We start from the raw sequence: 25,020 nt of genomic DNA on the forward strand, positions 1-25,020 counted from the left end.
ATGCCATGCGACTGACGGCACTGGACGAGTTGGCCGAGAGGCTGGGGTTGAAGAAGGAGCAGGGCGTTGCCGAAGCGCGCGCCATGTACCCGACGCTCGAGGTCGTGGAAGAGGACCCGGCCGCCGACCGTCGGCTGCTGGAGGCAATTGCCGACTGGTGCGACCGTTATACGCCGCTCGTGGCGTTCGACGGCAAGGACGGCCTGTTTCTCGACATTACCGGCTGTGCTCATCTCTTCGGTGGTGAAAAGGCGCTTCTCAAGGATGTCCTGTCGCGGCTCTTTCACATGGGGATCGATGCGCGGGGTGCGGTCTCATCGTCACCCGGTCTTTCCTGGGCCGTGTCCCGCTTCGGGCAAAGCGGCGTGATCGAGGATGAGGCGGTGGAACATGTGCTGGTGTCCCTGCCGGTCGCAGCCTTGCGGCTGGAAGGTCAAACCGTCGATGCCCTGAAGAAACTCGGTCTCAAATATGTCGGCGACGTCATCGAGGCCCCGCGCGCGCCGCTGACCCGCCGGTTCGGTCCGGAACTGCTTCTGCGCCTCGACCAGGCGTTGGGACGTGAAGAGGAGCCGGTCTCGCCCCGGCGTCCCGTCGCCAGCCTCTCGGCCGAAAACCGCCTGATCGAGCCCATCGGTATGGAAGAGCAGATCCTTGCCGTCACCAGGCAGGTCGCCATGTCGCTGCAGCCGTCGCTGGAGGCGCGGGGAGCCGGCGGACGGGTATTCGAACTGGTCCTGTTCCGCGTCGACGGCAGGGTCTTTCGTATTTCCGTCGGCGCTTCTCAGCCGCTTCGCGAACCGAAGTTTATTGCCGGGCTTTTTTCCGAGCGATTACAAGCGGTCTATGACGATCTCGATGCCGGCTATGGTTTCGAGATCCTGCGGCTGAATGTGTTGCGGCATGATCCCTTCAACGAGGCACAGGGTGATTTCGAGGGCGGCCGTCAGGGAGAGATATCGCTTTCTGCCTTCGTCGATCGGGTCTCGGCCCGGCTTGGTGCGGATTGTCTGCAAAGTTTCCAGCTCCGCGAGAGCCATGTGCCGGAACGCGCCGTCATCACGATTCCCGTCATGGAGAGCCTTCCCAGGCGGAAAGCGGAGCAGGAGATCGACCTTCCTTTCCGCGAAGAGCGGCCGCTGCGGCTTTTTACAACGCCGGAGCCGGTGGAGATCATGTTGGCCGAAGTGCCCGATGGTCCGCCGCAGATCTTCCGCTGGCGGCGCCTGCAGCATCAGGTGGCCAGAAGCGAAGGGCCGGAACGGATTGCCATGGAGTGGTGGATCGATGGGGACGATGCCGAGGCGCGTGACTATTTCCGTATCGAGGACGAGACCGGGCATCGCTTCTGGATCTATCGCCGCGGTTTCTATGGTCAGGAATTCTATCCTCGCTGGTTCATGCATGGTGTGTTTGCATGAGAAGAGAGCCCGCATTTTGCGAGATCGGCGTGAGGACGAATTTCTCATTTCTCGAAGGCGCCTCCGGCCCGGAAGAGATGGTCGTGCAGGCCGCTCGTCTGAAGCTCGGCGGTCTCGGGATTGCGGATCGGAATTCGGTTGCCGGCGTGGTCAGGGCGCATGCGCAGGCGCTGCAGCTTGAGGAGAGATACAAGAACCGGGATGAGATTATGGTCCAGGCGAAGAAGGAAGGAAAAAAGGAGGAGATCCTCGATCCTATCCGGGTTCAGCCGGGCGCGCGTCTCGTCTTTTCCGATGGAACACCTGATATCCTCGCCTATCCCCGTAATCGACGAGGCTGGGCGAACCTTTGCCGTCTTCTCAGCGCCGGCAATCTGAAGGAGGAAGCGGTCAAGGGGACCTGCATTCTGACGGAAGCGGAACTGATGGAATGGGGGGACGAGATGATGCTTGCCCTCGTTCCCGACCGCACCGTTGTCGATCATCAGACGGGTCAGTCGGTGGTGGAAGATTATCTGGCGCGCTTTCGCAGGCGATTCCGCAAGGCATTTTTTATGGCGCTGGCGCCAGCCTATGACGGCCGCGACAGGCAGGTCTTTGCGGTGGTTGCCATGCTTGCTGCCCGAAATCGCGTGCCGCTGATTGTGACCAATCAGCCGCTTTACCATCATCCTGAACGCCGGCCGCTTTCGGATATCGTGATCGCGATCCGGGAGCATGTGCAGATACCGCAAGCCGGATTCCTTCTGGCGCCGAATGCCGAACGCTACCTCAAGGATTCACGTGAAATGGCCCGGATCTTCCGGGATTATCCCGATGCGTTCGAGAATACGCAGACCTTCTTCAACAGGCTGACTTTTTCGCTGAAGGAACTGGAGCACAATTATCCGCCGGAAAACGATCCCGGGGAAACGCCGCAGGAGACCCTCGAAAGGCTGACGAGAGCGGGAGCAGCAAAACGCTATCCCGAGGGTATCCCGGACAAGGTTGCGCCGCAGATCGAGTATGAACTCGATCTGGTTGGAAAGAAGAAATACGCCTCTTATTTCCTGACTGTTTACAGGATCATTCAGCACGCCCGTAATGAGAAGATCCTATGCCAGGGGCGCGGGTCGGCGGCAAATTCGGTCATCTGCTATTGCCTCGAGATAACGGAAGTCGATCCTCAAAAGAGCACGCTCTTGTTCGACCGCTTCATTTCGATGGATCGCGACGAGCCGCCTGACATTGACGTCGATTTCGAGCATGACCGGCGCGAAGAGGTCATTCAGTTCATCTATAAAAATTACAAGAGAGAACATGCAGGGTTGACGGCGGGTGTGACTACCTACCGTACCCGCTCGGCGGGGCGCGAGGTCGCCAAGGCCTTCGGGCTGTCGGAGGATGTCCAGTCGGCGATCAGCAGCCTCGTCTGGGGCTGGTCGGAGGACAATCTTTCGGAGCGGGATGCAAAAGCGGCCGGCCTCGACATCAAGGATCCGGTGACGCAGAACGTGCTGAAATATGCGTCCGAGCTTCTCGGTTTCCCCCGTCACCTCACCCAGCATGTCGGCGGCTTCGTCATCACGCGCGACAGGCTCGACGAGGTTGTGCCGATCATGAAGACGGCAATGCCGGATCGATACATGATCGAGTGGGACAAGGACGACCTCGACAACGTCAAGATCCTCAAGGTGGATGTGCTGGCGCTCGGCATGCTGACCTGCCTGCGGAAGGCCTTTTCGCTGCTTGAACTGCATTACGATGTGAAGAAGACGCTCGCAGACCTCGGCAACAAGGAGCACGGAGACGAAGGCAAGCCGGTTTACGAAATGATGGGCCGGGCCGATACGCTCGGCGTCTTCCAGATCGAAAGCCGGGCGCAGATGAGCATGCTGCCGCGTCTTCGGCCAAAAATATTCTACGACCTCGTCATCGAAGTGGCGATCGTCCGGCCAGGGCCGATCCAGGGCAACATGGTGCATCCCTACCTGAAGCGCCGGGATCAGAAGGCCAAGGACATCCCGATCGAATATCCGAGCGAGGAGCTGAAAACGGTCCTCGAAAGAACCCTCGGCGTGCCGCTGTTCCAGGAGCAGGCGATGCAGATCGCGATCACCGCCGCCGGTTTCAAGCCGGCAGAGGCTGACAAGCTTCGCAGAGCGATGGCGACATTCAAGAGAACCGGCACGATCGGCAATTTCGAGAAGCGGTTCATCGAGGGAATGGTCGCAAAGAGCTACGATCTTGAGTTCGCGAAACAATGCTTCAACCAGATCAAGGGCTTCGGCGAATATGGCTTCCCCGAAAGTCATGCCGCGTCCTTCGCGCTGCTCGTCTATGCCTCTTCATGGCTCAAGGCCTATTATCCCGATGTGTTCTGTGCGGCGATGCTGAACTCCCAACCGATGGGATTTTATGCGCCGGCGCAGCTGGTGCGGGATGCGCGTGAGCACGGGGTAAAGATCCTGCCGGTCGATATCAATGAATCGGACTGGGATTGCGCCCTGGAAGAGGCTGCCTTCGATCGGAAGGCCGTCGATTTCCGGCATGAGAAGATGCGCGAAATCATCAGGAGCCGACATGCCGTGCGGCTGGGTTTTCGGCAGATTAAGGGCCTGTCGGTAGACGATATGAAACGGCTCGTCAAGAATCGAGGCGAAGGCTACAGTTCGGTGCGCGATCTCTGGCTGCGGTCCGGCTTGCAGAAATCCGTCATCGAGCGACTGGCGGATGCGGATGCGTTCCGATCCATTAATCTATCGCGACGCGAGGCGCTCTGGGCGGTGCGGGCGCTTGACGTGAAGAGCGCGACCGAGGAGTTGCCGCTTTTCGAGCAGGTCCGTCATGTCGATCTCCAGGCTGAGCCTGCGACGAAACTGCCGGACATGCAGCCGGGTGAACAGGTGATCGAGGATTACCGTTATCTCTCCCTGTCGCTGAAAGCGCATCCGGTCTCTTTCCTGCGGGAGGATCTTCAGAAGATGGGCATCACGCGCAATGTCGATCTCCTGACAGTGCCGAACGGAAAGAGGGTGACGATCGCCGGCCTGGTGCTGGTGCGCCAGCGCCCGGGCTCGGCCAACGGCGTGATCTTCATGACGCTGGAGGACGAGACCGGGGTCGCCAATGCCATCGTCTGGAACAAGGTATTCGACAAATACCGGGCGGTCGTCATGGGCGCCCGGCTGGTGAAAATCCGCGGCAGGCTGCAAAGCCAGAGCGGGGTGATCCATACCGTCGTCGAGCATATCGAGGACATGACGCCGGCGCTCGGTATCCTGCAACGCGAGGCCCGGCGTTTCGGCGTCTGCGAGCGGGCAGACGAGGTGTTGAGGCCGGGTGTCGATCAGCGGCAGAGAAAGAGCGCACATGCGCAGGAAAGAGCGGAGCTGGAAAAACGCGTAGCCACGGCAGGCGGCCGCGTGGCCGTGGCAGAAACCGCTGAGGTCATGCCGCGGGGGCGGAATTTCCATTAGAGAGTGACGCTAAAAAGCGTCACGCGTTCTTTCGAACGACGCCGTACTCTACTCCTTTGATTTAGATAGGGATTCAGATTTCAGGCCGATTCGCTAGAAATGATCCGCCTCCGGAGTGCCATTCGGCCGCTGCGACTTGATGACATGGCCTCGAATTTTTTCTTGACAGCCACCATCTTCTTTAGCAGAAAACACGATAGTCAGTGTCATGTTTGGAATGAAGACGTGCTCGTCTGCAGCTGCAATTATATAACCGACCAGGAAATCCGGCAGGTCATTACCGACCTTCTTGATCAAGACTGTTGGCAGCTTATCGTGCCTGCGAAGGTCTATCACGCCATGGAAAAGCGCGGTCGCTGCTGCGGCTGCTTCCCCAATGTGGTCGACATCATTATCCAGACGACCGAGGAATATCACGCCCGTCGCGACTCGACGGAAGACGAGATATTTGATTTCATGTCCCGCTTGAAACAATTCCACGAGGAAAACAGGAGAGCGGACATTGAAAGGCGACAAAAAAGTCATCGAGCGGCTTAACGAGGCTCTGTTCCTCGAGCTCGGGGCAGTCAATCAATATTGGGTTCACTATCGCCTTCTTGAAGACTGGGGCTACACCAAGCTCGCCAAGAAGGAGCGTGCCGAATCCATCGAAGAGATGCATCATGCCGACCGGCTCGTTGCACGCATCATCTTCCTTGAAGGCCATCCTAATCTGCAGACCCTCGCCCCCTTGCGCATCGGCCAGAACGTCAAGGAAGTTCTGGAGGCCGATCTTGCCGGCGAGTATGACGCCCGCACGGCCTACAAGAAGTCGCGCGACATCTGTCACGAAGCCGGCGATTACGTTTCGATGAAACTCTTCGAAGAGCTGCTGGCGGATGAGGAGGGTCATATCGACTTCCTCGAAACACAGCTCGATCTGCTCGAGAAAATCGGCGAAAGCAAATACGGCCAGCTCAACGCCGATTCCGCCGACGAAGCCGAATAAGCTCTCACAAGATGCCGGCTGCCTCTTGGGCGGCCGGTATTCCCTTCTCAGACATCACCGGGCAAAACCAGCGCGGCCAGCACTTGCCGGATGATGGACGCCACGACCTTTCCCCTGCGCTCGCCGAGCAAAAACGGAAGTGCCCATCCTGCCTGCGATCAGTCTTCCGATTGAAGTGCCGCCAGATGCTGGAATTCGGCGACCACCTGGTCGTAGACGGAGCGCTTGAAGGGGACGATCAGCCCCGGCAGCTCCTGCATCGGCTTCCATTCCCAGGCATCGAATTCCGGCTCATGGCCGCCGGGAGGCGGGTTGATGGCGATCTCGCTTTCATCGCCCTCAAAGCGGAAGGCGAACCAGCGTTGCGTCTGGCCGCGGTATTTTCCCTTCAACCCGATGCCGATCAGCTGCGGCGGCAGATCGTAGTTGATCCAGTCCCTCGCCTCGGCAAGCAGCGTCACTGTCCTGATGCCGGTCTCCTCGTAGAGCTCGCGATAGGCGGCATCCAATGGATCCTCGCCCTTGTCGATGCCGCCCTGGGGCATCTGCCAGAGCTGCGGCGAGCCGTCATATTCAGAATTGCCGTCGGGGATGCGCCGCCCGGCCCAGACCAGGCCGTCGCGATTCAGGATCATCACACCGACACAAGGGCGGTAAGGCAGATCCTCTGCTTTCACTGTCGCCTGGCTCATTTCTTCTCCGTTCTCGGATTTGTGGTTCAAGGCTTCAGGGGGTCGCTAGTCAGGGTGGCGACACCGACGATCTCGATACCGCGCATCGCCGCCTCCTGGCTCCATTTGGCGATGGCGTCGACGCTTTCGTCGAAAGCCGAGGCGACGCCGATCGCCTGGCCGTTCTTACGGGCGATGCGTTCGAGTTCGTCGAGCTTCTGCAAAATGGCGTTGATATCGAGCTGGCCGTCAAGCTGCAGGTCGGCAAAGGCATAGGGCAGCGCGGTTCCCTTGGCGACTGCCGCCGTCTTCGACTGCGCCGAGGTGCCGTCGTCGAGGAAGAGCAGACCGCGTCTGCCGATATCGCGCATGACGGGTTCCATAGCAGCGGGATCGGACAGGAAACGGCCGCCGAGATAGTTCATGACGCCGGTATAGTTGGTGATCTCGCCCATCGCCTTGTGCAGGTTCTCAATATTGCGAGCGACCGGCTTGGAGGTCAGCAGGGTTTCCGGGCCTGGATCATTGGTCGGGTAATCAAAAGGTTCGAGCGGCACCTGCAGAAGAATCTCATGACCGCCGCGACGGGCCTCCTGCATCCAGCGCTGCAGGCTGTTGCCGCTTGCGGCAAAGGCGAGGGTGATTTCCTCCGGCAATTCGGCGATGGCGCGCTGCGTTCCCGTCTGGCTCAGTCCAAGGCCGCTGACGACGATGGCAATGCGGATGCCGCGCGCGCCGGACGAGGGGCGGGCATATTGATCCATCGGGCGTCGGCCGTCAGGGCCGACGATCGGAAGCCTGCCATAGGGCGTTTCTTCCAGTAGTGTTTCGTTGGGTGTTGCCGCCATGCGCGGATCCTGGCCGATCTGCATGGCGTCGACCAGGACAGGCCCGCTGCCGTCGCGCGGACGGGGGCTGTATTTGGTGACGACAGTGCCATCGCCGGTGACCATCTGCTCGACATTGGCGCCCGATTGGGGTTCGGCGCGGGGCATGCCGTTCGCGGCCTGCGGCGGCGGTTGAGGTGTGCTGGACGGCGGCGTCGCCGCTTGTTCTGCTGCGGGTGGCCGGTTGCGTTCGAGCCCCTCGCCGCGAAACGCCGTATAGAGGGAAAAACCGCCTATCGCGAAAAGGCAAAGGCTGGCGGCGATGCGGCCCAGGCGCAGGACGCCCGGGCGCCGATTGCCGGTTTTTCGGTTGCGGCCCAGAGGCGCATGCAGGTCCGTTCCCAATTTCTTGCCCGCTCCAAAACCGGGAAACAGCAAAAGGATCAAGGCCGGGCGATGTGCCCGGCCTTGGCATGATGATTACTTGGCGACGACGGCCTTATCAGGATTCGGCGGGAAGGCCGGATCAGTTTTCTTGCCGCGCAGGAGATCGAGCGCATAGTTCAGCTGAACGTCGTCCTTCGGATCCGGCGGGACATAGGCGACGGAGCCGGAACCTTCGTCGGTCTCGCTCTGGCCCTTGATGTGGCCGCGCAGGCTGGATTCGCCTTCGGTCACCATCTTGCCCTGCAGTTCCTGCGGCAGCGGTTCGTCGACCTTGATATCGGGCGTGATGCCCGTGCCCTGGATCGAGCGGCCCGACGGCGTGTAGTAGAGCGCCGTGGTCAGGCGCAGCGCGCCGTTTTCGCCGAGCGGGATGATCGTCTGGACCGAGCCCTTGCCGAAAGAGCGCGTGCCGAGAATGGTGGCGCGGCGCAGGTCCTGAAGGGCGCCGGCAACGATTTCCGATGCGGAAGCCGAACCGCCGTTGATCAGCACGATAACCGGCTTGCCATCCGTCAGGTCGCCCGGGCCGGCATTGAAGCGGCGGGTTTCGTCAGGATTGCGGCCACGGGTCGAAACTACTTCGCCGCGCTCCAGCAGGGCGTCGGAAACGTTGATCGCCTGATCAAGCAGGCCGCCCGGATTGAGGCGCAGGTCGAGGACATAACCCTTCAGCTTATCGGCCGGAACGGTGTCCTTGATCTTCTTGATCGCCTTTTCCATGTCGGGATAGGTCTTTTCGGTGAAGGAGATGATGCGGAGATAACCGACATCGTCCTCGACACGCGATTTGACGGCCTGGACAGCGACGACGTCGCGGACGATCGTCAGCTCGATCGGCTTGTCGGCGCCCTTGCGGATCAGCGTCAATTTGATCGGCGTGTTGACGGCGCCGCGCATTTTCTCGACAGCGTCTTCGAGCTTCAGCCCGCGCACGGACTGGCCGTCGATCTCGGAAATGTAGTCGCCGGCGAGAACGCCTGCCTTGGCGGCGGGCGTATCGTCGATCGGAGTGATGACCTTGACGAGGTCGTCTTCCATCGTGACTTCGATGCCGAGGCCGCCGAACTCACCCTTGGTCTGGGTGCGCATATCCTCGGCGTCCTTCGCATTCATATAGCTCGAATGCGGGTCGAGCGAGGAGAGCATGCCGTTGATGGCATTCTCGATCAGCTTGTCTTCGGCCGGCGGCGTCACGTATTGCGCGCGCACTCGCTCGAAGACATCGCCGAAAATCGAGAGTTCCTTGTATGTGGAGGATCCGGCCGCTTCCGCCGGCACACCCGCCGAGTAGATGACGCTCATGGCGGTCGCACCCATCAATGCGCCGACCAGAACAAGAGAAGCCCTACGAATCATTGCGTGCCTTTCCAGTGTCTTTGGCGGTCCACCACGGTCGGGAATCGACCGGTTTACCGTCCTTTCGAAATTCAATGTAAAGCGTTGGCCGGTCTGTTTCCAGCGCCAATGCAGTTGCGCTTGCCACTCTTTTCGCTCCCATCACGGCGAGCGGCTCGCCGGAGAAAACGAATTTTCCCTGACGGGTATTGATTGTATCCATTCCCGAGAGGACCAGGTGGTATCCGTCGCCTGCGTCGAGGATGATCATCTGGCCGTAACTGCGGAAAGCGCCGGCGAAAACCACCAGACCATCTGCGGGCGCCGTCACCACCGTCTCCGCATTGGTGGCAACGGTCATTCCCATAGCCTCGTGCCCGGTGCCGTCGGCATCGCCGAACTGGCGCAGGATATCGCCTGCCACGGGCAGCTCCAATTTCGCCTTCAATTCTCCGAAGGGATATGCGGGCGCAATGCGGTTTTTATCGGGCACACCGCTGTCGGCAAGCGCCTTGGCCTGGGCGCGCTGCTCGTCCGTCAGGAGCCTGCGGTTTTCCTCCGCCTGGCGGGCGGCAGCGGCCGCTTCGCGCACCGAGGCGATCTCGGATTCCATCGATGCGACAAGACCTTCGAGGCTGGTCGCCTTGCCTGCCAGCTCCTCCGAGCGCTTCCTTTCGGCCCCGAGTTCGGCGGCGCTGCTGCGGCTGAGCTTGTCGTTTTCGGCAAGCAGCAGGTCCATGCGCCGCTCCTCCTCGATACCGTCCGTCATCGTTGACGTCAGGCCGGCTTTTTCGGCAGCGCTTGCGCTCTGCAGTGCGGCAAGGCTTGCGAGGTCTGCGGCAAGCTTGTCGGTCTCCTTGCGGATGCCGGGAACAACGGCGCCGAGCAGGATGGCGCTGCGCACGGAAGCGAGCGCGTCGTCAGGGGTGACGAGCAAAGCGGGCGGCGGGTTGCGGCCCATACGCTGCAGTGCCGCCAGCACCTCGGCCAGAAGGCCGCGGCGCTCGTGCAGGGAACGGCGGATGCCATCCTCCTTGACGCCGAGATCGGCAAGCTTCTTCTCGCTTTCGAGGATCTGCTTTTCGAGCCCCTTGCGGCGGGCGGCGGAATCGATCAGCGCCTGGCGGACGCTTTGTGTGCTCTTTTCCAGATTGGCGATGCTCTGCTTAAGCTCGCTCACCTTGTCCGAGGAAAGGCTGATGGTCTTCGACAGGGTTTCGAGCTCGGCGCGGGTCTGGTCGCGTTTGGCGGCGAGTTCGGCCGCCGGATCGGGCGGCGGCGCTTCGGCCGCCGGCGGGCTCGATGCCGGCTCGGCTGCGGGTTGCGCCGCTTCGGGTGCGGTATCCTGTGCCCTGACGGAGAAAGGGTTTGCCGAGACGACGATAGCCGCCGCGCCAAGACCTGCCATAATAGCCGGCAGGATCATGCGGCGTCGCCTGGTTGCTATTCTCGTCATTGTATATCTGGGCACTCTCTCAAATCGCGCGGAGACTAAGCTGATTTGATGCGCTTTGCCAGAAAGTTTGAGGAAGAACCGCCTGCCAGGCAAAACACGGCTGCGTGACAATCCGACGCATGCGGCCGACGCACAGGGCCGACGCGATATCAGACGCGGTGATAGGGATGGCCAGAGAGGATGGTGACGGCGCGATAGAGCTGCTCGGCGATCAGCGTGCGGACGAGCTGGTGCGGCCAGGTCATCTTGCCCAGGCAGAGCGTGGCGTCGGCACGGTCGTAGAGTGAAGGGTCGAGGCCATCGGCGCCGCCGATCGCGATCGTCAGCTCGCGTTTGCCCTGGTCGCGATAATTGCCCAGCAGGTTTGCGAAGGCTTCGCTGTCGAGCGCCTTGCCGCGTTCGTCGAGAAGAATGAGGATGCTGCCTTCGGCAAGCGATTTCAAAAGCATCGCCGCCTCTTCGCGCTTGCGGGTTTCCGCGTTGGAGGCGCGGCTTTCGGCCACTTCGACAACACGGGTAAATTCGAGGCCGACGGCAGGGCCGGCCTTGGCGAAACGGTCGAGATAACGGGCCACGAGATCCTTTTCGGGGCCGGACTTCAGCCGTCCCACAGCAAAAAGACCAATTCGCATTCACCCGCTCCCGCTCATGCCGGCATTGTGAGGCGCACATCGCACCCCAGGCCGGTCTGCGATATTTCCCGGCCGGTCAATGCCACGTCTCAGGCGCCGGGCAGAATGCCGGCTCGCCCGTCAGTGCCGTGTTTCTTCATCCATATCCGGAGCCGCCCACATCTTTTCGATGTTGTAGAACTCGCGGGTTTCGGGACGGAACACATGCACGATAATGTCACCGGTGTCGATCAGGATCCAATCGCCGGCTTCCTGACCTTCGACGCGGGCCGTACCGAAACCGTCGTCCTTAAGGTCGGTGAGCAGGTGATCCGAGATCGCCATGACGTGCCTGCTCGAGCGGCCGGAGACGACGATCATGTAGTCTCCCAGCGCCGATTTTCCGGCAATGTCGATGGTAACGATATCTTCAGCTTTGGAGTCCTCGAGGCTGGCGAGGACGGCTTCTAAGGCGCGGGCAGCGGCATCGGCGCCACGTTCCGCACTCTTCGGGACAACGGCGAGCGTTTTTCCCTTGGCGTGTACTGTTGTCAGTGCTTTCCCTTTCCTGGAATGACAAACCATGCACAACACGAGATCCGATCGAGACCGGATCATGGTTAAGATAGGCATCAAACCATTAATGTTTCAAGACATGCTAAGGTACGGATCGGCTGAAAATCCGTTCTTGCGTCCGAATTGAAGAATATTGCCACGCCAGCCGCTTCTGGCGGCGGTGTACAGTTTCCATGCCGGAGCGTAAAGTGCCGCAAATTCCACAATCTTAGAATTCGATGACCGATCCAGCCGCTAAAACACTCGTTCCCGTCCTGCGAATCAGTTTCCCGGACGAGGATCGTCTCGGGCACGGAAAGATGGAGCTTCTGGAGCACATCCGCTCGACCGGTTCGATCTCGGCGGCGGGGCGGGCAATGGACATGTCCTATCGGCGGGCATGGCTGCTCGTCAGCGAGATGAACCGGATGTTTTGCGAACAGGTGGTGGAATCGCAGCGCGGCGGGCAAAAGGGCGGCGGCGCGGCGCTGACGCCGTTTGGCGAAGAGTTGCTCCAGCGCTTCCGGCGGATGGAAAGGACGGTTCGGGAAAGCCTTGCCGAGGATCTCGCCTGGCTTGAAGGCAAGCGCAATCCGAGCCACGGCGGCGGCTGATCAGGCCTCAAGGGCAACCGTCTTGATGACGGCGAAGATGGCTTTGCCGGGGTGAAGATCGAGGCGCTCGCAGGAGAGCGCGGTGATGCGCGAAAGAATGACATCGCCGCCGCAGTCGAGCCGGATTTCGACCGTTCCGTCCTCGTCCGGCGACATCTGTTCGATCCTGCCTTCGAGAATGTTCAATGCACTGAGGCCCTCCGGTCTTGCGGTCGCCAGCATGACATCGCGGGACGGGATGCGGATGCGGACCGGCCTCCCGGACGCAAGGGCGGCACTCGGAATATGCAGCCGGCGGGATTTCAGGGCAACAATCGACAGGCGGTGACGCGCGTCGAAGCTCTCGACGGTGCCTTCGAGTAGCGCTCCTGCTTCCCGCCGGTCGGAAGCCGCAGACGGACGGCTCAATATGTCGACGGCCGGACCTGTTGCTTCCACCTTGCCGTCGCTCATCACGACCACCTGGTTTGCCAGCCGCGCCACCTCGGCGATCGCATGACTGACATAGACGATCGGGATGTCGGTCTGATCGCGCAATCGCTCCAGATAGGGAAGGATCTCGGCCTTGCGCGCCTCATCAAGAGCGGCGAGCGGCTCATCCATCAGCAGCAGGCGGGGCGAGGAGAGAAGGGCGCGACCAATTGCGACGCGCTGCTTTTCGCCGCCGGAAAGCGTGGAGGGGCTGCGCGCGAGCAGCGTCTCGATGCCGAGCAGATCGACGACGTGATCGAAGTTCTCGCTGCCTGCCGCTCCCGGCGCGAACCAGCGGCCGTAGGAAAGATTGGCGCGGACGCTCAGATGCGGGAACAGCCGCGCTTCCTGGAAGACATAGCCGAAACGACGCCGGTGCTTGGGGACGAAGATGCCCCTGGCGGTCTCGGTCAGGGTTTCGCCGTCAAGCACGACGCGGCCTTGGTCGGGCCGGGCAAGGCCGGCGATGATGCGGATCATCGACGTCTTGCCGGAGCCGGAGCGGCCGAAAAGCGCGGTGACGCCGCGCTCGGAGGTGAAGGCGGCGTCGAGCGAAAAGCCGCCGAGCCTCTGTTTTGCCTCGACGATCAGCGTCATTCCGGATCGATCCTCCGGCCGGCGAGGCGGGCAAGGAATTCGGAGGCCAGCAGCGCGGCCATCGAAATGACGACGGCGACGAGTGTCAGGCGCAGCGCGCCGGCGTCGCCGCCAGGGACCTGGGTGAAGGTGTAGATCGCCGCCGACAGTGTTTGGGTTTCGCCGGGAATATTGGAGACGAAGGTGATCGTTGCGCCGAATTCGCCCATGGCTTTGGCGAAGGAAAGGATCATTCCGGCGATGATGCCGGGGAGCGTCAGCGGCAGGGTGATGGTCAGGAAGACCCACGCCGGACCGGCCCCAAGCGTTCCGGCCGCCTCTTCCAGCCTGCGGTCGACCGCTTCGATCGACAGACGGATGCTGCGCACCATCAGCGGAAACGCCATAACGCCGCAGGCCAGCGCCGCACCCGTCCAGCGGAAGGAGAAGACGATGCCGAAATACTGGTCGAGCAGGCTGCCAATTGGACCGCGGCGGCCGAAAAGGATGAGCAGAAGGAAACCGGTGACAACAGGGGGCAGGATCAGCGGCAGGTGAACGATGCCGTTCAGCACCGATTTGCCCCAGAAGCGGCCGCGAGCGAGCAGCAGGGCGACGAGAATGCCGAGGGGGAGGCTCGCCAGCATGGCGACGATCGAAACGCGCAGGCTGAGCAGGATCGCAGTCCATTCCTCATTGCTCAAGCCCAACATGTCCAAACGCGACCGTCTCCCTGATAAATCGAAGGCTCGCCGAGGCGAGCCTTCACGCTAAGCTGCGGAAGCCGATTCCGCAATCATTTCAGGCCCCGGCTATTTCAAGCCCCGACTACTTCAGGATGGTGAAACCCTGAGCCGTGAAGAAGGCGGCTGCCTTCTCGGATTTGAGGAAGTCGAGATAGGCTGCTGCATCCGGGTTCTTGCTCTCGGCAAGGATTGCGATCGGATAGATGATCGGCGGATGGGAATCGGCGGGGAAAGTGCCGACCACGGCGACGCCCTTATCGGCTGCCGCATCCGTCTGGTAGACGATGCCATAGGGCGCTTCGCCGCGAGAGACGAGGGCAAGAGCGGCGCGCACGCTTTCGGCGCCGGCGACCTTGCTTTCCACAGACTTCCAGACGCCGAGCTTTTCCAGCGCGGCCATACCGTATTTGCCTGCCGGAACCGATTTCGGCTCACCCATGGCGAGCTTGCCGTCACCCAGTAAAGCGGCAAGATCGAAGCCCTGCTTGATCTCGACCGGCTTTGCCTTGTCCTTTTCGGCAACGAGTACGATCCGGTTTCCAAGCAGGTTCGAACGGGTATCGGCCTTGATCAGGTTCTTCTTGGCGACGTAGTCCATCCAGTCGAGGTCGGCCGAGATGAAGATGTCGGCGGGAGCCGCGTTTTCGATCTGCTTGGCAAGCGCCCCGCTTGCCGCATAGGAGGCGACCGCTTCCTTGCCGCTTTCCTTGGCCCAGGCGGCATTGGCCGCATCAAGCGCATCCTTGAGGCTCGCCGCTGCAAAGACGGTCAGTTTTTCAGCGGCTGCGGCCGGCGTCGGAAGCGCTGCCGCGCCGAGCCAGAGAGCCGCAATCGCGGCGGTTGCGAGTTTCATCCATTGGCGGCGGTTCTGCATGGTTCTAATCCCCGGGTTCGAAATATTTCGACGAATATAACGATGTTCACGCCTTGGCTAGGGATATATCCGTGAAAATATAACCAGGTCGGCCGGCCGCATCAGTATTTCCATATTCCCAAGCGCATGGCTTTCCGAAAAACCGGCCGAAAGGGCAGGAACATCCGAGGGTTCATCTGCCAGCCGACGAGGTCCGATGTAATAGACAGGGATTATATTCGGTTTTGCCGATAAAAGCGGCAGTATCCGATGGTTCGGCATGTCGGCATTGCGCTGGCTGCATTGCTGCAATGCACAAATTGATGTTCACCTTCTAGCGGAATATGGTAAAACATAATCATCGAAACGGCTTCTCCTCCTCCCATAGCCGTTCGGTAGGATCGACAACACTCCTCCTCCCAGTTGTCGATCGAGTTCATAAGCCCGACGGATCCTCCCCCGTCGGGCTTTCTCGTTTTCAGCACTTTCTTGAAAATCAGGCTATTCGGCCGCGCCCGGAAGCGAACCGTTGCGAATTGCCGTCGAGCTGAGGCCGGAGCGCGGCCCGTGGATGAAGGTCCAGGCCGGCGCGCGCTTCTTCCAGAGAACACGGGCATCATCCTCGTCGACTCGGGCGAAATCGAAGGTCCTGGCCATTTTCGAGGAAAGGAAGGAGAGCGTCGCACCTGGCCGGTCGATCACCGCGATGGGGAAGGTGCGGGCAATCTCCTGCCATTTCTGCCATTTGTGAAAGGTCTGCAGGCTGTCGGCGCCCATGATCCAGATGAAATGCACATGCGGATTGCGGGCCTTGACGCGGGCAAGAGTGTTGGCGGTGTAGCTGACGCCGAGTGTCTGTTCGAAGGCGGTAACCTTGACGCGGGGGTTGGCGGCAACACGCTCGCTTTCGGCAATACGCTCAGCAAGCGGAGCGAGCTGGTTGCGGCTCTTCAGCGGGTTGCCGGGGGTGACCATCCACCAGAGCTGGTCGAGGCCGAGCCGCTTGATGGCGATCTCGGCGACGAGCGCGTGGCCCTCATGCGGCGGGTTGAAGGAGCCGCCGAACAGACCAACGATCATGCCGCGCTCGCTGTGCGGCATGCGGAGATATCGTCGGTCCAGAGTCTCCGTCGTCACGTCAAGGTCGTGTCTGTCCCGCACCGCGCACCCGGTATTTGAAGGAGGTGAGCTGCTCGACGCCGACGGGGCCGCGAGCATGCATCTTGCCGGTGGCGATACCGATTTCCGCGCCCATGCCGAACTCGCCGCCATCGGCAAACTGCGTCGAGGCATTGTGCAGCAGGATCGCCGAATCGACCTCGGTGAAGAAACGCTCGACGACGGCAGGGTCTTCGGCGATGACGGCCTCGGTGTGGTTTGAGGAATATGTCTGGATATGGGCGATCGCGCCGGATATGCCGTCGACAACGGCGACCGAGATGATCGCGTCGAGATATTCGGTCGACCAGTCTTCCTCAGTCGCGGGCTTCATGCCGGGGGCGACCTTCAGCACCGTTGCCGAAGCGCGGATCTCGCAGCCTGCCTCCGTGAGAACCTCAAGCAGAGGCGTCAGATGCGTGCCGATTGCCGCGCCGTCGACGAGCAGCGTTTCGGCCGCGCCGCAGATACCGGTGCGGCGCATCTTGGCATTGACGACGATCTTCTTCGCCATCTCGATATCGGCGGAAGCATCGACATAGATATGGCAAAGGCCTTCGAGATGGGCAAAGACCGGCACGCGGGCCTCATTCTGTACCCGAGCGACCAGGCTCTTGCCGCCGCGCGGCACGATGACGTCGATTGCGCCGTCAAGCCCGCGCAGCATGGCGCCGACGGCGGCGCGGTCGGCCACCGGAACGAGCTGAATGGCATGCTCTGGAAGTCCCGCCGACTTCAGGCCTTCGACCATGCAGCCATGGATAGCCTGCGATGAACGACGTGAATCCGAACCGCAGCGCAAGATGACCGCATTGCCGGCCTTGAGGCAGAGCGCGCCGGCATCGGCCGTGACGTTCGGCCGGCTTTCGAAGATGACGCCAATGACGCCGAGCGGCGTGCGGACGCGCTCGATCTTCAGGCCGTTCGGCCGGTCCCAGGCGGCGATCACTTCGCCCACTGGATCGGCCAGAGCCGCGATGGCACGGATTCCCTCGGCCATTTCGGCAATGCGCTTGTCGTTCAGCGTCAGCCGATCGACGAAGGAGGCAAGTGTTTCAGTGCCTTCGATGTCCTTCAGGTCCTTGGCATTCTCGGCAAGAACATGCGCGCTGTTTGCCAGGATCGCATCGGCCATGGCATTCAAAGCCTTGTTCTTCGCTTCGGTGGACGCAAAGCCCAGCGGTCGCGCGGCAGCCTTTGCCTTGCGGCCGATGTCGTTCATCAGCGCGTCAATGTCAGGGCTTGGCGCAACGGCATCAAGCATAGCTCGCGTCCTTTTTCTGCCTCTCCGATTTGATCTGCGCGGTCATCACCATGTCGTCGCGATGGACCATGGCGGCACGCCCGGCATAACCGAGGATCGCCTCGATTTCCGCCGATTTGCGGCCGGCGATCCGGCGTGCGTCCTCGGCATCGTAGCTTGCCAGGCCGCGGGCGATCTCGCGGCCGGCCGGGCCGATGATCGCCACCGTATCGCCGCGGCTGAAGAGGCCGGAAACGCTGCGTACGCCGGCCGGAAGCAGGCTCTTGCCGGCCCCGAGTGCCGTGACGGCGCCGTCATCGACATGCAGTTCGCCAGCCGGCTGCAACTGCCCGGCAATCCAGGTCTTGCGGGCGGTAACGGGTGTGCCCGAAGGCGCAAACCAGGAGGAGCGCGCGCCGTTTTCGATCGCCGAAAGGGGGCTCTCGGTCTTGCCCGAAGCGATGATCATGGCGCAGCCCGATGTCGTCGCGATCTTGCCGGCATCGATCTTGGTGCGCATGCCGCCGCGCGAAAGCTCGGAGGCGGCTCCTCCGGCCATCGCCTCGATCTCGGGGGTGATTTCGGCAATCGTCTCCAGGAAGGCCGCATTCGGATCGAGATGCGGCGGCGCGGTGTAGAGACCGTCGATATCGGAGAGAAGGATGAGCAGGTCGGCGCCGGTCATTGTTGCGACGCGGGCGGCGAGACGGTCGTTGTCGCCATAGCGGATTTCGCTGGTCGCGACCGTATCGTTCTCGTTGATGATAGGCACGGCGCCGATTTTCAGCAGTTGGTTGATAGTGGCGCGCGCATTGAGATAGCGGCGGCGCTCTTCCGTATCGCCGAGCGTCAGCAGGATCTGGCCGGCAACGATCTCGTCGCGCGACAGGCTTTCCGACCAGGCACGCGCCAGCGCGATCTGGCCGACGGCGGCAGCGGCCTGGCTTTCCTCCAGCTTCAGCGCACCCGAGGGCAGGTCGAGCACCGAGCGACCGAGCGCGATTGCGCCCGAGGAGACGACGAGCACGTCGATGCCTTTGGCCTTTAGGCCGGCAATATCGGCGCACATGGCGTCGAGCCAAGCCTTCTTCAACCCGGCCTTGCGATCGACCAGAAGGGCGGAACCGATCTTGATGACGACGCGGCGGTAGCGGCCAAGCGGCTTACGGCTGGTCATCGGCCTCATCCTCGCCCCTGTCCTCATCGGTGACGACCATGTCGCGATGGCGCAGCTTCGGCACCTTTGCCGGCTTTTCCTCGCTATTCTCCTCGACGATGACGTCGCGCAACGCGCGCAGGACCTCGGTCATGCCTCTGCCGGTGACGGCCGAGATCTGGAACGGCGTCTTGCCGCAGGCCTTGGCCAATTCCTTCGTCTTCTTCTTCAGTTCGGCCTCGTCGAGCACGTCGATCTGCGACAGCGCCACGATCTCAGGCTTGTCCGTCAGCTCGTTGCCATAGGCTTCGAGTTCGTGCTTGACCGTCTTATAGGCCTTGCCGACCTTTTCCTCCTGGGCGGAGACGAGGTGGAGCAGCACGCGGGTGCGCTCGACATGGCCGAGGAAACGGTCACCGATGCCGACCCCCTCATGGGCGCCTTCGATCAGGCCCGGAATGTCGGCGAGGATGAATTCCCGCTCATCGACGGTGGCAACGCCGAGATTGGGATGCAGCGTCGTGAAGGGATAGTTGGCGATCTTCGGCCGGGCGCGGGTGACGGATGCAAGGAAGGTCGACTTGCCGGCATTGGGCAGGCCGACGAGGCCGGCATCGGCAATCAGTTTCAGCCGCAGCCAGAGGGTCTTTTCCTCGCCGGGCAGGCCGGGATTGGCCCAATCCGGTGCCTGATTGGTCGAGGTCTTGAAATGGGCGTTGCCGAAGCCGCCATTGCCGCCATGCGCCAGGCAGTAACGCTGACCTTCCTCGGTCAGATCGCAGATCAGGGTCTCCCGATCCTCCTCGAAGATCTGGGTGCCCACGGGAACCTTCAGCGTCACGTCGCTGCCGTTGGCGCCGGTGCGATTCCGGCCCATGCCATGGGTGCCGATCGTCGCCTTGAAATGCTGCTGATAGCGGAAATCAATCAGCGTATTGAGGCCGTTGACGGCCTCGACCCAGACGTCGCCGCCGCGTCCGCCGTCCCCGCCGTCGGGGCCGCCGAACTCGATGAATTTCTCGCGCCGGAAGGAAACGCTGCCGCCGCCGCCGTCTCCGGACTTAATATAGACCTTTGCTTCGTCGAGAAATTTCATTTTACTTCCAGTATCCGGTGGCAGTTGGACGGCCCGTCTCGGCCCATTCGATATAGGCGGTTCCGACGGAGGTCAAAGATTATCGTGATTTTTGCGAGCTATAACATACAGTATGGCTTCGGTCTCGACGGCAGATACGATCTGGCGCGGATTGCCCGAAGCCTCGAGGGTGCGGATGTCATTGCCCTGCAGGAGGTAACCCGCGGCTTTTCCCGCAACGGTTTTGCCGACATGCCGGCCGATATTGCGTCCTTCTTTCCCGACTATTTCTGGGTGTATGGGCCGGCCTGCGACATGCATGTCGAGGCTGATGAAGGCGGGTTTCAGCCAGTGCGCGGCACGCGATTCCAGTTCGGCAACATGGTGTTGTCGCGCTGGCCTGTTATCTCGACCCGGACGCTGCTTCTGCCGCGCAGCCGCACGATCGGCAAGATCAACCTGCAGCGAGGCGCGACCGAGGCGGTGATCGCTATTCCCGGCGGCGCGATCCGCCTCTATTCGGTCCATCTCGACCATGTCTCGCCCGAAGAGCGCATCCGCCAGCTGCAATTTCTGAATGCGCATATCAACGCCTTCGCCCAGGAGGGCGGGTCGCTGACGGGGGCGGCCGAATTCGAGCAGCCGGAGCCGCCGCTGCCGGAGGACTATGTCATCATGGGCGATTTCAACATGGAGCCGGAATCGCCGGAATATTGCGCGCTTGCGGGTGCTGCCGGTGGATATTACGGTCGGGTGGCCCGGATCGGCACGCCGATCGACGCCTTTGCGGCGCTTTCGGCCTATCGGCCGGAAAGCTACAGCTGGATGGATCCCGAAGATCACGGCAAACGCATGCATCTCGATTATTGTTTCGTCAGTTGCGGCCTGGAGGGCCGGTTGAAATCTGCCCGGATCGATACGCAATCCGGCGGTTCCGATCACTTTCCGCTATGGGTCGAGATCGGCGATTGACGAAGACGCCGCCCGACGGGCGGCGTCTCCTTTTCGATTAGGCGACCTTGCGCGGCTGCAGCGCGCCTGGCTGCAGTACCGTTTCGATGTGCGACACCATGGTGTTGCGGGCGAAACAATAGATTTCGCCGCAACCCGTCATGCGGAAACCGAGCTTCTCCTGCAGTCGCAGCGAAGCCGGGTTATCGGCGAAGACACCGGAATGAACAGGCGTCTCCGGCATGCGGCGCGAGAAGCGCTCGATAATCGCCGCCACCGCCTCGCTCATATAGCCGCGCCGCCAGTAATAGCGGTTCAGCCAGTAGCCGAGGTGCCAGCGGCCGTGACGCAGCTCGATTGACACGTTGCCGATATGGACGTCGTCCGCACCGGTGATCGCGAGCGGCCAGTCCGGCAGCGTGCCTGATGTGACCGGGATCAGCCAGTCCAGCGCATCCTGCCGGTCATAGGGGGCAGGTACGCGGGACAGCATGCGCGTGATCGCGAAATCAGACAGCGATTCCGCGATAGCAGGCGCATCGCTCAACCTGTGGGGGCGGAGCGTCAGCCGGGCGGTCGAAATAACAGGCGCGGGGCCGGGCATCATCGGCTTGGTTTCCGGCCTTTGCAGTGCCGACGTGCTCATGCGATGTTCCCCCAGCTTCTCAGCGACATCCAGGTCTTGCGGTCGAGCCTGTACCACTCGACCGGCACGTTACTGCCGAGCGCCAGCGAGGCGGCGAGCCCCGATCCCTGGAACTGGAAGCCGCACTTCTGGATGACACGCCGCGAGGCGACGTTCATGACCCGGCAACGAGCGTCGATCTGATCGACGTCCTGGCGGGTTCTGAACACCATATCGACCAAGGCATGGCAGGCCTCAGTCATATAACCCTGGTTCCAATAGGGTTCACCCAGCCAGTAACCGATCTCGACGGTCTTGCCGTCGTCGTGCGGTTCCACGCCGCAGCAACCGATGAAGGCGCCGTTTTCGGCTTTGGTGATGGCATAGACGCACTTACCGATCTCGCCATTTCGCGTACGCCAAACAAAGTCGGCGGCATCATCGGCGGTATAGGGGTGCGGCATACGCGATACCATGGTGGCGACTTTGGCGTTGTTGGCGAGATGGGCAAGGGCGTCAATGTCTTCTTCGTGGGGCGCGCGCATGACGAGCCTTTCCGATAACAAGACAGGGCAATCGGTCCTTAACCGCTCCGGCCTCAGCCGTTCCTTGGGAGACCGCTGGTCTTCCCTGGGCGACCGTGATTGGTCGACCCTTATCATTTCGCCTTGCATGTTCAGTCCTCCTGTTTGGACAAAGAAAAAGGGGAGATGGCGCCCCATCTCCCCTGTTTTCTAGACTGAACCTGGTACGGCCAGCCGGGTCGATGAGACGCCGGCTGTTTTTGAGCGCTACCGGCTTATTCCGCTGCTTCGGCTTTCGGCATGACAGACACGTAGACGCGACCGTTGGCCTTCGTTCGGTAGTTCACATTGCCGGCGGTAAGCGCAAAAATCGTGTGATCCTTGCCGAGGCCGACGTTGGAACCCGGATGCCACTGCGTCCCGCGCTGACGCACGAGGATGTTACCTGCGATGACGGCTTCGCCGCCGAACTTCTTCACGCCAAGGCGCTTGGATTCGGAATCGCGACCGTTGCGCGAGGAACCGCCAGCTTTTTTGTGTGCCATTGGAGTTCTCCTTTAAACCTTGTCCCGTTGATCTTACTTGGCAGCCACGATGTCCGTGATACGGACCACCGTGTGATGCTGACGATGGCCGCGCGAACGCTTCGAATTCTGACGGCGGCGCTTCTTGAAGGCGATGACCTTCTTGCCGCGGTTCTGTTCGACGACTTCTGCCTTGACAGAGGCGCCGGTAACGAAGGGCGCACCGATCGCAGCGTCGGCGCCTTCGCCGATCACGAGCACTTCGGTGAATTCAATGGAGTCGCCTGCGGCAGCTTCCAGCTTTTCGATGGTCAGCACGTCGTTGGCTGCCACACGGTACTGCTTACCGCCGGTCTTGATGACTGCGAACATTTTTTATCCTTTCATGTTCGTTCCAGCTCTCCCCGCTCGCTGAGCAAGGTGGCCGTCTTTTTATCAGTCGAAGTTAAGCAGGGATTTCAGAGGGAAAACCTCGAACTCTTCCTGCCGGTGAAGCCCCGCGCGAGCGCAGGACCAGCTAGGCACGGATTTCTCCAAACCTATTGCGCAGCCGAGATACGCGAGTGACAAAAAGGTGTCAAGGCAAAAGGATGGAATGTTTCGACTTTTCGGCTTGCCAGCCTGTCATTTGCTCGTTATGAGAACGCCCGCGCCGAACAAGCGCCGACCAAGACCGCGGAGAGGTGGCAGAGTGGTCGAATGCACCGCACTCGAAATGCGGCATACCTGCAAGGGTATCGTGGGTTCAAATCCCACCCTCTCCGCCATTTTTTAGCACTCAAACCTTTGCATTTGTTGCGCTACGAGCGCCCGGGTCAGTCGCGCGCCGCCTCCTTCGCTTCCCGCACCAACATTCCGTCAATCAACCACCGCCGGTAAGTAATCAATCTGGGCGAATTGCTTTTCAAGGCATTGCTGATGAATTGCCAGCATGACAAAGCCGCCCCGCAAGCCTTCCAATCCGCTGCTCGGTGATATCGACGCGCGGCTCCGCGGCCGATCGCAACGGCGGCGAGATCCCGCTCAGCCTATTCTACCTCTCGATCCGATGCCGGCGCGTATCGCGCCGCGTCCAGCGTCAGGGAGGACACGGCTTCAGATGGCGGACGGCCCGGAATTGGATCAGGCCGAAGGTCGGCAATACCCGCAGCAGACGACCGACCGGGACATGGCTGCTCGCAACTACCTGAGCCCCGACACGGCGATCTTATTGGGGATCTTGTTTATTTCGATCGTCTTCAGGTTCCATAAGATCACCTTGCCGCTGGTCGACGGCTTTAGCTGGCGCGAGATCAGCACCGCAATGATGGCCGACAATTTTCAGCAGCGCAGCTGGAACATCTTCTTTCCGGAGGTCAGCTGGACCGGGCCTGGGCCAAGCTATCAAGGCCGCGAGTTCCAGATCGTCAGCTATCTCACCGCCCTGCTCTACCAACTCTTCGGCTGGCACGACTGGTTCGGCCGCATGGTTGCGGCCTTCTTCGGTCTGGTGACGGTGTTTTCGCTGCACAGGCTGACGGCGCGATGCTGGGGCGAGATGCACGCCCACGCGGCGGCACTGGCCTACGCGCTGATGCCCGCGGCGATCATGATCGACAGCTCGTTCCTTCCCGATCCCGCGATGCTGGCGCTGGTTACTCTTGGCGTCTGGTTGTTCGTCAAATACTGGGCCGGCGGCAGCGGCTGGCTCTTGCCGCTCGCCACGGTCAGCTTCACGCTCGGCGTGCTGTCAAAGCCACCAGGCCTCGCCGCCGGCGCCGTCGTCTTCTATCTGACGGTCTGCTGGATTCTCGAGAAGAAGTGGAAGCAGGCGAGCGGGGTCTTCCTGTCGGGGCTCTTGAGCCTGACCATCATCGGCGCTTATTTCAGCTGGGCGATTTATCTCGGCCGCAGCTATCCGCCGTTTCATGTCGCCGGCAGCGGCGGCTATATCTGGGACGACGGCTTCTGGACATACTTCAGGAATGGCTTCTACTTCCAATCCGCGTGGAACACCTCGGCCTTGTGGTTCTACGGCTATCCGTTCATGGGGCTGCTCGCGGCCGGCTTGTGGATACCGCCCAGACCTGCCGAAGACCCCAGGCAGCGCACCCTTTCACGCATTCCCTATGTGTGGGCGGCTGCGGCCATAATCGTCTACCTGGCGGCGGCAGGCGAGATCACCAGCAATGTGTGGAACTTCCACATCTTCCATGTACCGGTCGCGATGTTCTGCGGCCGCGGTGCGCTTCTTCTGGCAATGTTTGCATCGAGAACCGTTCTAACGCCGGCGGCCATACTTCGCTCGATCTGCATCGTGGCCGTCACGCTTGTCTGGTCGACCGTTCCCCTCGTCAGGACGATGAAGAAGCCAATCGCCATGAAGGGCAAGCTGCTTGGCGAGGAACTGGCGCGGTTGGCGCAACCGGGCGACCTCGTCGTTGCCATCGCGCCCGAGGTCGGCGATCCCGTCGCAATCTACTACAGCAGGGCGCGCGGCTGGGTGTTCCCGCCTGGCGGAGGCGATGAAGAATGGTCGAAATTCGTCGCGGATGACGCCACTGCCATCGCGCAGCTCGAGGTCCTGCGCGCGCAGGGCGCGGATCTGTTCGGTGCAGCCAAGAACGCAACCGACAAGCAGAACGTGCTGTTCGTCGAGCATCATGCCGGGGTCATCGACTATCTCAACAAGACCGCAACCAAGCTTGTCGATTCGGATGATTTGCTGGTCTATAGGATCACGCGCCCATAAGGGC

The 25,020-nt window shown here is 61.3% G+C and carries 24 protein-coding genes and 1 tRNA gene; 8 read left to right on the forward strand and 17 right to left on the reverse strand.

The genetic code is table 11. The annotated features are described in order from the left end of the window. The first annotated feature begins 5 nt into the window (after positions 1-5). From EFB14_RS28655 to bfr, 4 genes are all read left to right on the forward strand, one after another. A complete protein-coding gene (locus EFB14_RS28655) occupies positions 6-1,421 on the forward strand; it encodes a Y-family DNA polymerase (RefSeq protein WP_245438326.1) in 1,416 nt (471 codons plus the stop codon). Further along, positions 1,418-4,879: an error-prone DNA polymerase gene (locus tag EFB14_RS28660; protein ID WP_126829952.1), complete on the forward strand. Its 3,462-nt coding sequence runs from the start codon at positions 1,418-1,420 to the stop codon at positions 4,877-4,879. The genes EFB14_RS28655 and EFB14_RS28660 overlap by 4 nt, the downstream gene beginning before the upstream one ends. A gap of 144 nt (positions 4,880-5,023) precedes the next feature. Beyond that, a complete protein-coding gene (locus tag EFB14_RS33605) occupies positions 5,024-5,416 on the forward strand; it encodes a (2Fe-2S)-binding protein (protein WP_126829954.1) in 393 nt (130 codons plus the stop codon). Further along, positions 5,382-5,867, forward strand: coding sequence for a bacterioferritin (gene bfr, locus EFB14_RS28670; RefSeq protein ID WP_125845906.1), 486 nt, complete (start codon positions 5,382-5,384; stop codon positions 5,865-5,867). The genes EFB14_RS33605 and bfr overlap by 35 nt, the downstream gene beginning before the upstream one ends. 158 nt (positions 5,868-6,025) lie before the next feature. Here bfr and EFB14_RS28675 read toward each other — a convergent pair whose 3' ends face one another. The 6 genes from EFB14_RS28675 to rsfS all read right to left on the reverse strand — a co-directional run bounded on the left by EFB14_RS28675 (position 6,026) and on the right by rsfS (position 11,799). Beyond that, positions 6,026-6,559: an RNA pyrophosphohydrolase gene (locus EFB14_RS28675; protein WP_126829957.1), complete on the reverse strand. Its 534-nt coding sequence runs from the start codon at positions 6,557-6,559 to the stop codon at positions 6,026-6,028. A gap of 26 nt (positions 6,560-6,585) precedes the next feature. After that, positions 6,586-7,770 (reverse strand): divergent polysaccharide deacetylase family protein, encoded by a 1,185-nt coding sequence (locus EFB14_RS28680; RefSeq protein ID WP_126829959.1) that lies wholly within the window; start codon positions 7,768-7,770, stop codon positions 6,586-6,588. A gap of 75 nt (positions 7,771-7,845) precedes the next feature. After that, on the reverse strand, positions 7,846-9,168 hold the full coding sequence (locus EFB14_RS28685; protein WP_125845909.1) for a S41 family peptidase: 1,323 nt from the start codon (positions 9,166-9,168) through the stop codon (positions 7,846-7,848). Continuing rightward, entirely contained in the window at positions 9,158-10,573 is a 1,416-nt protein-coding gene (locus tag EFB14_RS28690) for a murein hydrolase activator EnvC family protein (protein WP_125846132.1), read from the reverse strand. The genes EFB14_RS28685 and EFB14_RS28690 overlap by 11 nt, the downstream gene beginning before the upstream one ends. 179 nt (positions 10,574-10,752) lie before the next feature. Then, positions 10,753-11,235 carry a 23S rRNA (pseudouridine(1915)-N(3))-methyltransferase RlmH gene (gene rlmH, locus EFB14_RS28695; RefSeq protein WP_125845910.1) on the reverse strand — a complete coding sequence of 161 codons (483 nt, stop codon included), beginning with the start codon at positions 11,233-11,235 and terminating at the stop codon, positions 10,753-10,755. Between the two features lie 120 nt (positions 11,236-11,355). Next, positions 11,356-11,799 carry a ribosome silencing factor gene (gene rsfS, locus EFB14_RS28700; protein ID WP_125845911.1) on the reverse strand — a complete coding sequence of 148 codons (444 nt, stop codon included), beginning with the start codon at positions 11,797-11,799 and terminating at the stop codon, positions 11,356-11,358. A gap of 209 nt (positions 11,800-12,008) precedes the next feature. On the opposite strand from rsfS, the gene EFB14_RS28705 reads away from it, so the two are divergent. Beyond that, complete coding sequence (locus EFB14_RS28705; RefSeq protein WP_126829961.1) at positions 12,009-12,383, forward strand: winged helix-turn-helix domain-containing protein; 375 nt, start codon at positions 12,009-12,011, stop codon at positions 12,381-12,383. On the opposite strand, the gene modC is transcribed toward EFB14_RS28705, so the two are convergent. The 7 genes from modC to obgE all read right to left on the reverse strand — a co-directional run bounded on the left by modC (position 12,384) and on the right by obgE (position 19,682). Further along, complete coding sequence (modC, locus tag EFB14_RS28710; RefSeq protein ID WP_126829963.1) at positions 12,384-13,451, reverse strand: molybdenum ABC transporter ATP-binding protein; 1,068 nt, start codon at positions 13,449-13,451, stop codon at positions 12,384-12,386. It lies immediately after the preceding gene. Beyond that, the gene (gene modB, locus EFB14_RS28715; protein WP_126829965.1) at positions 13,448-14,149 is read right to left on the reverse strand and encodes a molybdate ABC transporter permease subunit; all 702 of its coding nucleotides are present in this window, start codon (positions 14,147-14,149) and stop codon (positions 13,448-13,450) included. The genes modC and modB overlap by 4 nt, the downstream gene beginning before the upstream one ends. Positions 14,150-14,258: 109 nt before the next feature. Continuing rightward, entirely contained in the window at positions 14,259-15,050 is a 792-nt protein-coding gene (gene modA, locus EFB14_RS28720) for a molybdate ABC transporter substrate-binding protein (RefSeq protein ID WP_126829967.1), read from the reverse strand. Between the two features lie 480 nt (positions 15,051-15,530). Beyond that, complete coding sequence (locus EFB14_RS28725; RefSeq protein WP_245438324.1) at positions 15,531-16,130, reverse strand: nicotinate-nucleotide adenylyltransferase; 600 nt, start codon at positions 16,128-16,130, stop codon at positions 15,531-15,533. Between the two features lie 37 nt (positions 16,131-16,167). After that, on the reverse strand, positions 16,168-17,451 hold the full coding sequence (locus EFB14_RS28730; protein WP_126829971.1) for a glutamate-5-semialdehyde dehydrogenase: 1,284 nt from the start codon (positions 17,449-17,451) through the stop codon (positions 16,168-16,170). Next, complete coding sequence (gene proB / locus EFB14_RS28735) at positions 17,444-18,607, reverse strand: glutamate 5-kinase (RefSeq protein ID WP_126829973.1); 1,164 nt, start codon at positions 18,605-18,607, stop codon at positions 17,444-17,446. The genes EFB14_RS28730 and proB overlap by 8 nt, the downstream gene beginning before the upstream one ends. Further along, complete coding sequence (gene obgE, locus EFB14_RS28740) at positions 18,594-19,682, reverse strand: GTPase ObgE (protein ID WP_126829974.1); 1,089 nt, start codon at positions 19,680-19,682, stop codon at positions 18,594-18,596. The genes proB and obgE overlap by 14 nt, the downstream gene beginning before the upstream one ends. An 84-nt stretch (positions 19,683-19,766) precedes the next feature. Between obgE and EFB14_RS28745 the strand changes: the two genes are divergently transcribed. Further along, complete coding sequence (locus tag EFB14_RS28745; protein WP_126829976.1) at positions 19,767-20,633, forward strand: endonuclease/exonuclease/phosphatase family protein; 867 nt, start codon at positions 19,767-19,769, stop codon at positions 20,631-20,633. A 37-nt stretch (positions 20,634-20,670) separates the two neighbouring features. Here EFB14_RS28745 and EFB14_RS28750 read toward each other — a convergent pair whose 3' ends face one another. The 4 genes from EFB14_RS28750 to rplU all read right to left on the reverse strand — a co-directional run bounded on the left by EFB14_RS28750 (position 20,671) and on the right by rplU (position 22,657). Further along, on the reverse strand, positions 20,671-21,258 hold the full coding sequence (locus tag EFB14_RS28750; RefSeq protein ID WP_126829978.1) for a GNAT family N-acetyltransferase: 588 nt from the start codon (positions 21,256-21,258) through the stop codon (positions 20,671-20,673). After that, positions 21,255-21,911, reverse strand: coding sequence for a GNAT family N-acetyltransferase (locus EFB14_RS28755; RefSeq protein ID WP_126829980.1), 657 nt, complete (start codon positions 21,909-21,911; stop codon positions 21,255-21,257). The genes EFB14_RS28750 and EFB14_RS28755 overlap by 4 nt, the downstream gene beginning before the upstream one ends. 125 nt (positions 21,912-22,036) lie before the next feature. Then, the gene (gene rpmA, locus EFB14_RS28760; protein ID WP_003567620.1) at positions 22,037-22,306 is read right to left on the reverse strand and encodes a 50S ribosomal protein L27; all 270 of its coding nucleotides are present in this window, start codon (positions 22,304-22,306) and stop codon (positions 22,037-22,039) included. Positions 22,307-22,339: 33 nt separating this feature from the next. Next, positions 22,340-22,657 (reverse strand): 50S ribosomal protein L21, encoded by a 318-nt coding sequence (gene rplU / locus EFB14_RS28765; RefSeq protein WP_004676173.1) that lies wholly within the window; start codon positions 22,655-22,657, stop codon positions 22,340-22,342. 305 nt (positions 22,658-22,962) lie between these two features. Here rplU and EFB14_RS28770 point away from each other — a divergent pair. Then, positions 22,963-23,052 (forward strand) — tRNA-Ser (locus tag EFB14_RS28770). Between the two features lie 332 nt (positions 23,053-23,384). Further along, positions 23,385-25,016: an ArnT family glycosyltransferase gene (locus EFB14_RS28780; protein WP_126829998.1), complete on the forward strand. Its 1,632-nt coding sequence runs from the start codon at positions 23,385-23,387 to the stop codon at positions 25,014-25,016. The last annotated feature ends 4 nt before the right edge of the window (positions 25,017-25,020 follow it).

The organism is Rhizobium fabae (assembly GCF_003985135.1).
In the GTDB taxonomy this organism is placed as follows: domain Bacteria; phylum Pseudomonadota; class Alphaproteobacteria; order Rhizobiales; family Rhizobiaceae; genus Rhizobium; species Rhizobium pisi.

What these genes read in the sequence shown, in the direction of transcription:
- EFB14_RS28675 (WP_126829957.1), bottom strand. Translation starts at nt 6,559, where the DNA reads ATGAGCCAGGCGACAGTGAAAGCAGAGGATCTGCCTTACCGCCCTTGT.
- EFB14_RS28730 (WP_126829971.1), bottom strand. Translation starts at nt 17,451, where the DNA reads ATGCTTGATGCCGTTGCGCCAAGCCCTGACATTGACGCGCTGATGAAC.
- rpmA (WP_003567620.1), bottom strand. Translation starts at nt 22,306, where the DNA reads ATGGCACACAAAAAAGCTGGCGGTTCCTCGCGCAACGGTCGCGATTCC.
- rsfS (WP_125845911.1), bottom strand. Translation starts at nt 11,799, where the DNA reads ATGGTTTGTCATTCCAGGAAAGGGAAAGCACTGACAACAGTACACGCC.
- EFB14_RS28690 (WP_125846132.1), bottom strand. Translation starts at nt 10,573, where the DNA reads ATGATCCTGCCGGCTATTATGGCAGGTCTTGGCGCGGCGGCTATCGTC.
- EFB14_RS33605 (WP_126829954.1), top strand. Translation starts at nt 5,024, where the DNA reads ATGGCCTCGAATTTTTTCTTGACAGCCACCATCTTCTTTAGCAGAAAA.
- proB (WP_126829973.1), bottom strand. Translation starts at nt 18,607, where the DNA reads ATGACCAGCCGTAAGCCGCTTGGCCGCTACCGCCGCGTCGTCATCAAG.
- EFB14_RS28750 (WP_126829978.1), bottom strand. Translation starts at nt 21,258, where the DNA reads ATGAGCACGTCGGCACTGCAAAGGCCGGAAACCAAGCCGATGATGCCC.
- EFB14_RS28755 (WP_126829980.1), bottom strand. Translation starts at nt 21,911, where the DNA reads ATGCAAGGCGAAATGATAAGGGTCGACCAATCACGGTCGCCCAGGGAA.
- EFB14_RS28705 (WP_126829961.1), top strand. Translation starts at nt 12,009, where the DNA reads ATGACCGATCCAGCCGCTAAAACACTCGTTCCCGTCCTGCGAATCAGT.
- modA (WP_126829967.1), bottom strand. Translation starts at nt 15,050, where the DNA reads ATGCAGAACCGCCGCCAATGGATGAAACTCGCAACCGCCGCGATTGCG.
- EFB14_RS28780 (WP_126829998.1), top strand. Translation starts at nt 23,385, where the DNA reads ATGGCGGACGGCCCGGAATTGGATCAGGCCGAAGGTCGGCAATACCCG.
- EFB14_RS28725 (WP_245438324.1), bottom strand. Translation starts at nt 16,130, where the DNA reads ATGCCGCACAGCGAGCGCGGCATGATCGTTGGTCTGTTCGGCGGCTCC.
- EFB14_RS28685 (WP_125845909.1), bottom strand. Translation starts at nt 9,168, where the DNA reads ATGATTCGTAGGGCTTCTCTTGTTCTGGTCGGCGCATTGATGGGTGCG.
- rplU (WP_004676173.1), bottom strand. Translation starts at nt 22,657, where the DNA reads ATGTTCGCAGTCATCAAGACCGGCGGTAAGCAGTACCGTGTGGCAGCC.
- EFB14_RS28655 (WP_245438326.1), top strand. Translation starts at nt 6, where the DNA reads ATGCGACTGACGGCACTGGACGAGTTGGCCGAGAGGCTGGGGTTGAAG.
- obgE (WP_126829974.1), bottom strand. Translation starts at nt 19,682, where the DNA reads ATGAAATTTCTCGACGAAGCAAAGGTCTATATTAAGTCCGGAGACGGC.
- EFB14_RS28660 (WP_126829952.1), top strand. Translation starts at nt 1,418, where the DNA reads ATGAGAAGAGAGCCCGCATTTTGCGAGATCGGCGTGAGGACGAATTTC.
- rlmH (WP_125845910.1), bottom strand. Translation starts at nt 11,235, where the DNA reads ATGCGAATTGGTCTTTTTGCTGTGGGACGGCTGAAGTCCGGCCCCGAA.
- modC (WP_126829963.1), bottom strand. Translation starts at nt 13,451, where the DNA reads ATGACGCTGATCGTCGAGGCAAAACAGAGGCTCGGCGGCTTTTCGCTC.